Raw genomic sequence first — 8,598 nt, forward strand, 5'->3', positions numbered from 1 at the left:
AGGCAAAGTTACGGATATTATTTATAAATTACCCTTTTCAATGTCCCGTTTTCGTTTCAAGGCTTCCAGGTAATAGTAATCGGCATAGTTCAGCGGAACGTCGATTTCAGAATTGTGAGGGATACTACCTACAGAATGCATCAGCAGAAAGTTTCCGTTTGTTCCTAAGGCAGCCCGGTAAGCAGGAGAAGAAAGAGAAGCCATAAGCTTGTCGGCATACGCTTTATAGCCGGCAGCATCGGGCACATCCATCGTACTGATTTCATAAAGGGCGGAAGCGATACAAGAAGCAGTCGAAGCATCGCGGGGTTCGTTCGGAATGTTCGGAGCATCCATATCCCAATAAGGGATCAGGTCTTCCGGCAAGTTTTTCAGATTCTTCATCATATTGAATGTCTTCAAAGCCTGATCCAGGTATTTGCGGTCTTTGGTTTCACGATAGCATACCGTATAACCATAAATCGCCCAAGCCTGTCCGCGGCTCCAGATAGATTCGTCGGCGTATCCCTGTGCCGTCTGGCGATGGCGAACCGCTCCATCCTTAATGCTATAATCGATTACATGGTAGCAACTGCCGTCCGGACGGAAATGTTCCTGCAGGGTACGGTCGGCATGAGACACGGCGATTTTGTAGAAAGAAGAGTCGCCGGAAAGACGGGTTGCCTCGAACATCAATTCCAGGTTCATCATATTATCGATGATAACCGGACATTCCCAACCGCGCTCGGACTGCCATCCGCGTACCACGTCCCAAGACTGGATAATTCCGGCAGCCGGACGAAAACGGGTAGACAAAGATTTCGCTGCCTGTACCATCACATCCTTATAAGCAGGAGTTCCCGCCAGACGCAGACCGTTTCCGAAACTGCAATTGATAATAAACCCGATATCATGATGCCAAGTCAGATTCTTCGCTTCCTCGATCGCACCCGTATATTTGGCAGCCAAAGGCAGCAGGCTGTCGTCACCGGTCAATTCATACAAATACCAGACTGATCCGGGAAAGAAACCACTCCGCCAATCGGCATACCCGCAATAATAAACGGAACTGTCCGACTTCAGAGTCACAGGATTCAAACATTTTCCACTCGCCTCGATCACGTCTATCTCCTTGCCTATTTGAGCACGGGCAAAATCGATATTCTCGTCGATAAAGCTCTTTTCTTCTGTTTTAGGGGCACCGCCGCAAGATAGCAGGAATGCCGAAAAAGCAAATGCAATCAAATTTTTCATCATGATTCTATTATTTTATTGTTGTTATCGTATAAGTATAAGAACCGGAAAGCGGCTGCTTTTTAGCATTCAACGATACCCGGTAGATTTCTTCACCCCAGACATTCGACAGACGGGGATCTACCAATTTTACAGTTTCAATAGCCGGCTCAAATGTATTCTTGTCATATGCCAGACGTACCTTTTCATTATTCACTTCGATCGTCACGGCTCCCGGAACAGAGATATCCACTTTCCCCCAAGTCAGGAAATTAACCTGATTGGGCTTTTCCGCCTTCTTCAACGTAAACGAATCTCCGATCTTCAAGGCATTCTGGTCGAGCTTATAAGAACGCACCCATCTCGAGACATGGGCGTCTTCCGGATAAGCAGCTGCAAGATCAGCAGAGAATGACATCCGTTTCGGATCAAAACGGACGTCTTCTGCTTTATATTGAGAACCAAACTGTTGGGGAACTCCATTGATCATCGGCAGATTATGATAATTACTCTGCATCGTCCAAATCGTATAACGTTCGGGACTGAATGTCTGGCGTGTATATGTTCCCACACCGGCGTCTATGATAATTGGCGTAGTATTCAAGTAAAGGGAGAAGGTTCCTGCATCATTATGGTTATGGCTTTCGTTATTATATCCGCCTTTCGTTGCCACGAAAAAGCCTTTTTTGTTTGTCATATAGCAAAACTCGGTCTCCGGATACCAAGAGTAGACCGGAACTTTATAACCGGCATCCACCCCATCCATCTCTTTACGATACAACAGAGTCTGAAAAAGCCGGAAAGGGTCTCCACCCGGAACAGCCTTTTTAGCGGACAAACTCTTGAGATAAGCGGCATAACTCATCATAACCGGACTTCCGGTCGCTTTCCCATAACGGAAAATAAGATCGGCATCACCGCCACCTTTAGCCGAAGCATCCGCAAAATTCACAACCCAACCGTTGCCGACATAGGAACGGGCTATATATTCACCCATATTCTTTACAATAGGCTGATCGAATACAGATATTTTACCACCGGTCCCATCATAAAGCATCTGCAGGTAATCATACATTTTCCCGGCAGCATGCCCCCAATAGGACGGTCCTTCTTCGCAAGCACCGTCTTGATGCGTATAGTTGATAAAATGGTCTACGGATGTCATTGTCCGGTAAACAGCCTTGGCCAGTTTGTCCCGGTCATTTTCAAGCAGGAAAAAACATTGCAGCACATTGAAGTTACACCAGGGATTCCAATTGTTCACCAAGCCACCCGGTTTCAAGTGGAAAGCCATCCACCAAAAATGATCTTCATTCATATACGTATCCAATATACGGACCTGCAATTCATGCCGCAGTCTATCCGAAATCAGAGGATTCACCTTGTCAAAGGAAGGTTTGAGAAAATAATAGATCCATGACAATTGGGAAGCTAAGTTCCCGGAACCAAGGTCTATTACATGTTCTTTATAGTTAGGAAAACAACCGCCGATCTCCTGCAAACCCAAATGAGCGGACAATGCCCAAGTAGTCATTTCGCAAGAAGCAAAAACGCCGTTAATTATCTGATCGATAAAACGTCCTTTTCCTTCTGCCATCTCCGCCATAAACAATGCGCCAATCGCCGAATTGTTCTTATTGAACGGATTCTGCATAATGTCACGGTCGCCGCTTCGTCCGAATTCCAGATAATCGGTCGCTTTCACCACCTTCCATTCATAATTCAGAAAAGCTTCTCCTTTCCTTATATAATCATCTTTATATTCGCCTAAAAACTGGTCCCAACCGGCCCGGTCGGAATAATCAGGATAGGAAACCCATTTCTGATCCATCACCAAAGCAGACTTCACCTTTTCAAGGTCTGCCGCCTTCTGTAATAAATTGCGTTCTTCGTAAGCATAAAGATGTGTGGTTGCCCAAAGCAACAGGCACATAAGCATAAATAATCGTTGTGTTCTCATAGGTATTATTTTTCAATATCACAAAATTATGTGTACCAGTAATGAGAGACGAACACATTCATCCATTTCATGTGCACAAATTGTCCAAATACAGAAATTTAAGGAGTTCCCTCTATAAGAAAAAAGGCTTTGGTTCCGGTCTCACGACCTCAACCAAAGCCTTACAAATACATATGTTGAAATTCTAATACCTATCCGGTTAATCTATCCAACCATCATTTTGTTTCAGATTTTCATTCATCTGAATTTCAGATTTAGGAATAGCCCATTTATACAAGTTATCGCCTCCCCAAGTATAAGTGTACTGGATTGTACCCCAGATTTGCTTCAGACCTGCACCGCTGAAGTATTTGCTTTCGTGCAATGTTTTCCAGCGCATTTCGTCGAAGAAGTTCACACCTTCGCCGGCAAACTCCCAACGACGCTCGTTGCGGATACGTTCACGCATGTTATCCTGACCTGTAACCTGTGTATAGGTGTTACTATTCAAAAGAGCGGCGCCTGCACGTGCACGTACTTTATTAACCCATTCCACAGCTTCATCCGTTTTTCCCTGTTCGTTCAAACATTCAGCCAAAGAAAGCGCAACATCTGCATAGCGGATAATTGGAATATCGATCGGAGAATAAGTACGGTTAGGAATCTCATTTGCTCCTTCAGCTACAAATTTACGGAACAAATAGTAGAAGCGGTTATTTGTATCTGTCTTCAAGTCAAATGGATCTGCCGTATCGTATCCTCTGTACGGCCAACGCAATGTATAAGTGTAGTCTGTTGCTCCGTTAGCACCGAAATATTGAGAATACGGAGTAATAACGGTAGCTGTCAAACGCGGATCACGGCTTGCATAAACACTCAGGATACGGGCTTCATTACCTGTCGGCAAATACTTAGACATATCAGCACCATCATCTGCCATCTTGGCTATTTCATCTTCTGTCAAACCATCACGCAAGAAATAAACAGCACGTTTAGCCGGATCCATTTCATTGTATCCCGGGATGAAATCATTCCAGTTGAAAGGTTTGCCATCCGCACATTCATACGATTCGACAAAATCAGTATTGACAAGATAAGTATTCCAGCAAGAGCCAAACGAACTACGGGTACCATAACGGAAAGAGAAATCATTTCCATAACCGGACTCTCCAACACATTGCATAGAGAAAATCATCTCGTCGCTTTGCTCATTCGCTTCTTTGAACATTTGCTTGTAATCGCCCTGGAACAGACCATAACCCAATTCTCCGACTTTACGGAAATCAGCTTCGGCCTTTGCCCATTCATTCATCCACATATAAGCTTTCCCGCGCAATGCATAAGCAGCGCCTTTAGTGGCACGACCATATGAAGCATCTCCTTTAGCATATTTATCAGGCAGTTCGCTTGTGTTGATCGCATCGGTCAAGTCAGTAATAACCTGGTTCCATACAGCTTCTTCCGTATCACGGCCTTTTACCAGTTCATCCAGTTCAGCCGGCTCCAGATATAAAGGAACACCTTTAAACATTGAATTCAATCTATAATAGAAAAAGCCACGCATAAACTTAGCTTCCGCCATCAGACGAGCCAGTTTTGCTTCGCTCAACGGAGCATTCGGCAAGTTCTTGATCGCGTCGTTTGTACGGCTGACACCTTCATAATTGGTTCTCCAGTATCCTGAGAACTGACCGTCTCCGGTTGTCACCGAACCGATTGTCAGCGCATAATCTCTATCACGGCAATCGGCAGAAACCCCATAACAGTCAAACTTATACAGGTCGGCAGCCACATTGCTGTACTGTAACATGCTATAGATACCGACAACCCCCATATCCGCAAGGTTTTCAGTTGTCCACATATTACCGGAAGCAATAGAATCATAAGGAGATAAATCCATCAAATCTCCACGGCATCCAGTCAGAACCGAAACAGATGCACACAATAACAAAATATTCTTAACTAATTTCATAACTATCTATCCTCCTTTAAAATGAAATATTAGCACCAAATGCAAATTGTCTCAATGAAGTATATGCAGGTGTTGCACCTAATTCCGGATCTTGTCCCGGATATTTTGTAATATTGAATACATTTTCAATAGAGACATATACACGCAGGTTGTCTGTAAAAATCTTCTTGGCAACAGGAGCCGGCAATGTATATCCGAAAGTCAAGTTTTTAAGTTTCAGATAATTTGCATTGAACAAATACAAAGAAGTAGCCTCTGTATTTTGGAAACCGTTTTCTCCGTTTACCAAACGTCCGTATTTCGCGTTAATGTTTGTACGCGCATCAGAAGTATTTTCAGGATCAAAGAAATAGTGGTTATTAGCAATATCCGTTCCCAAAGCAACACCGACACGTGTCGTCGGAGAGTTATATCCGGTTGCAGATCCCCAATACAATTTGAAGCCGGCTGCACCTGCCCAGTTCATAGAGAAGTCAAAACCTTTCCACATGGCCGAGAACTGCAAACCGAAGTTGTATCTCGGGTCCTTCGAGAATCCCTGGAATTCTTTATCGTCAGAACCGCCATAAATTCCGTCTCCGTTGGCATCGGCATAAACATAATCACCGTACCAGATTTTATCTTTACCCACAGTTTTATTCGGCATAAATGTATATCCGGCATCGATCATAGATTTCAACCACTCCATATCAGATTCAGTCCGGATCATACCGTCAACAGGACCACCATTCACTCCGTCGGCAGCATATCCCTTACCGGAACCTTTATACGGATTGCGCAGGTAAAATTCTTTTGCACTATAACCCTGTACGATCGGGTCTACAGCCGAAGTACTGGAAGCCACATCACCGATGTTACTTACCCAATTTCCATCTTCGTCGTAATAGCTCTTAAATTCCCCTTTATATGCACGGATCTTATTCGGCGTATAAGAGAAGTTACCACTAACCGAATAGCTGAAATCTTCAATCTGGTCTTTCCAGCCCAATGTAAATTCAACACCCTTCGTACGCATTTCTGCAATATTCTTACGAGGTGCCGATTTATCTCCGGCAGTCAGATAGATAGACGGCTTGAACAAAATACCGGTCGTGTTCTTCACAAATGCATCCATCGTGAAAGACAAGCGATTATTCAAAGCATTCAAGTCGATACCGACGTTGGTCATGGTAGAAGTCTCCCAAGACAGTAATGAGTTGGCTATTGAAGTCGAAGCCAGACCGGAAGTAAGCTTTCCTCCTAACGGATACACGGAACTTCCATAAGTCGACTGATATTCATATTCGCTGATAAGAGTAGCATCGTCTCCACCGTTATTACCTACAGAACCGTAAGAAACACGCAGTTTCAAGTTATCCAACCAGTTTTTGGTATTTTCCATAAACGCTTCTTCCGAAACACGCCAAGCACCTGAGAATGACGGGAAATTACCCCAACGATAATCGGCATGGTAACGAGCGTCTCCGTCATGGCGAATATTAGCCTCAAACAAATACTTAGATTTGTAAGCATAGTTCACACGCGCAAAGAAAGAACGACGGGCACGGTCAAAAGCTCCACCTCCGATGCTAACCATTTCGGTAGCCGACCCGGGTGTATGGATACTTGAATCGATCAATCCTTTTTTCGTCGCATTGCGGGATTCACGTTTATAATAATATTCTTCATATCCGACCAAACCGCCTAAATCATGATCTTTGTTGATTGTCGTATTATAACGTATGATATTTTGCAACGTATAACTATAATCCGAACGGTTATAGAAATAAGTAGTCATTTCAGAAGGTTCCGTAGCCGGTGACATAACCTTACCATCGCTAAACCGCACTTTCTCCAAAGGATTTGTCCAAGTTTGGTTATCTTCCCAGTAACGTTTATAGTTCAAGCTGAAATCCCATGACAAGCCCTTTAACGGAGTGATTGTAGAATACAAAGTCGTATTAAAGTTCGTCTTCTGTTTCTTTCCGTCCTGTCCGTTCAAGAATGCACCGATACTGTTAGCCGTTGCACTTTCTTCAGGAGCTTCCGGATATCCGTATGAACCGTTCCATTCCGGATAAAGTCCCGGTGTCGTCTGGCGCAAATAATTGTTCGCATTATCAAAGTTTCCCGCGTCTTTATCTTCCTGGGAAGCAAATGTACGGGTTCCGACTTTCAACCATTTCGTAATATCGGCTTCAATATTTGCACGTAAAGAGTACTTTTGAATACCTGTATTTTCAACAAGTCCGGGGTTATCCAGATAACCGGCAGACATCAAAACACGGATTTTATCGGAACCGCCGTTTACGGACACATTATGGTCGTTAATCAAACCATGTCCGAACAAATAGTCCTGCCAGTCCGTATTCGGATAAGCGACATAATTAGGTACGCCATTTTCATTCAAACCATTCGGATCTTTTGATTTTTCACGCCAAAGATCAATTGTGCTTTGGGAGAAGTGATTCGGCTGACCGATATTCTCGAATGATTCATTAAGCCATGTCATATAATCGGCATAATCCGTAATCTGATCGATCAAATTAGTCGGTTGCGCATAAGAAACACGACCCGTATAAGCCACTGACAACTTTCCGGCTTTTCCCTTTTTCGTTGTAATCAAGATTACACCATTGGCAGCACGGGAACCGTAAATAGAAGATGCGGCAGCATCTTTCAATACAGAGATATTCTCAATATCCTGCGGGTTAACCAAGTCCATCGAACCTTCCACACCGTCGATCAAAACTAAAGGTTCCTGGTTGTTCAAAGTTCCGATACCACGAATACGGATTGTAGAACCGTCACTACCCGGCTGACCGGAATTCTGCATAACCTGTACACCGGCACTGATACCGGCCAACGCATTGGATACATTCGTAATAGGACGAGACAAGGCTTGTTCTTCAAAGTCAACAGAAGAGACAGAACCGGTCAGGTTTACTTTCTTCTGCGTTCCATAACCGACAACCACAACCTCTTCCAATGCCTGAGAATCCTCTTTCAGGCTGATCTTAAAATCTTTCTTTCCATTAACCGGCACCTCTTGATTTTGATATCCGATATAGGAAACAACTAAAATAGCATTAGAAGCAACTTCTAACGTAAAATTACCATCCATATCGGTAATCGTACCATTAGTAGTCCCTTTTTCTACTACATTGGCACCAGCAATAGGACCAAGTGCATCTTCAACCACACCTTTAATAGTGTATTTTACCTGTTGTGGCGAAGCGACAACAGGTGCAGGTTCTACAGAACCTGATGCATCGAGTGCCGGATTAGCAGATGCCATTCCAATAGAAGCCAAGAACATGGATGCTCCTAAAAACACCGCCTTCGATACATAAAAGCGTTTAAAATCTTTTGTCATAATAACACCAGATTGATTTAATAAATTAATAATTCACTTTCACTATTTATCACTTTGTGTCTTTTTTAAAGTGTTTTTTCACAAAAGTGCATTCCGGATCACAGTCCTTCAAGAACTACG

4 protein-coding genes are annotated in these 8,598 nt (G+C 43.6%); all 4 read right to left on the reverse strand.

The features are described from left to right. Positions 1-21 precede the first annotated feature (21 nt). Positions 22-1,236 carry a glycoside hydrolase family 88 protein gene (locus tag DWU89_RS17640; protein ID WP_167451722.1) on the reverse strand — a complete coding sequence of 405 codons (1,215 nt, stop codon included), beginning with the start codon at positions 1,234-1,236 and terminating at the stop codon, positions 22-24. A gap of 7 nt (positions 1,237-1,243) precedes the next feature. Continuing rightward, complete coding sequence (locus tag DWU89_RS17645) at positions 1,244-3,172, reverse strand: heparinase II/III domain-containing protein (RefSeq protein WP_115500946.1); 1,929 nt, start codon at positions 3,170-3,172, stop codon at positions 1,244-1,246. A gap of 199 nt (positions 3,173-3,371) precedes the next feature. Then, the gene (locus tag DWU89_RS17650; RefSeq protein ID WP_115500947.1) at positions 3,372-5,123 is read right to left on the reverse strand and encodes a RagB/SusD family nutrient uptake outer membrane protein; all 1,752 of its coding nucleotides are present in this window, start codon (positions 5,121-5,123) and stop codon (positions 3,372-3,374) included. A 16-nt stretch (positions 5,124-5,139) separates the two neighbouring features. Then, positions 5,140-8,478, reverse strand: coding sequence for a SusC/RagA family TonB-linked outer membrane protein (locus DWU89_RS17655; RefSeq protein WP_115500948.1), 3,339 nt, complete (start codon positions 8,476-8,478; stop codon positions 5,140-5,142). Positions 8,479-8,598: the final 120 nt, after the last annotated feature.

This window comes from Parabacteroides acidifaciens (genome assembly GCF_003363715.1).
Classification (GTDB): Bacteria; Bacteroidota; Bacteroidia; order Bacteroidales; family Tannerellaceae; genus Parabacteroides; species Parabacteroides acidifaciens.

Bases quoted from the DNA above. Each gene is read 5' to 3' on its own strand.
- DWU89_RS17640 (WP_167451722.1), bottom strand. From the start codon at position 1,236: ATGATGAAAAATTTGATTGCATTTGCTTTTTCGGCATTCCTGCTATCT.
- DWU89_RS17650 (WP_115500947.1), bottom strand. From the start codon at position 5,123: ATGAAATTAGTTAAGAATATTTTGTTATTGTGTGCATCTGTTTCGGTT.
- DWU89_RS17655 (WP_115500948.1), bottom strand. From the start codon at position 8,478: ATGACAAAAGATTTTAAACGCTTTTATGTATCGAAGGCGGTGTTTTTA.
- DWU89_RS17645 (WP_115500946.1), bottom strand. From the start codon at position 3,172: ATGAGAACACAACGATTATTTATGCTTATGTGCCTGTTGCTTTGGGCA.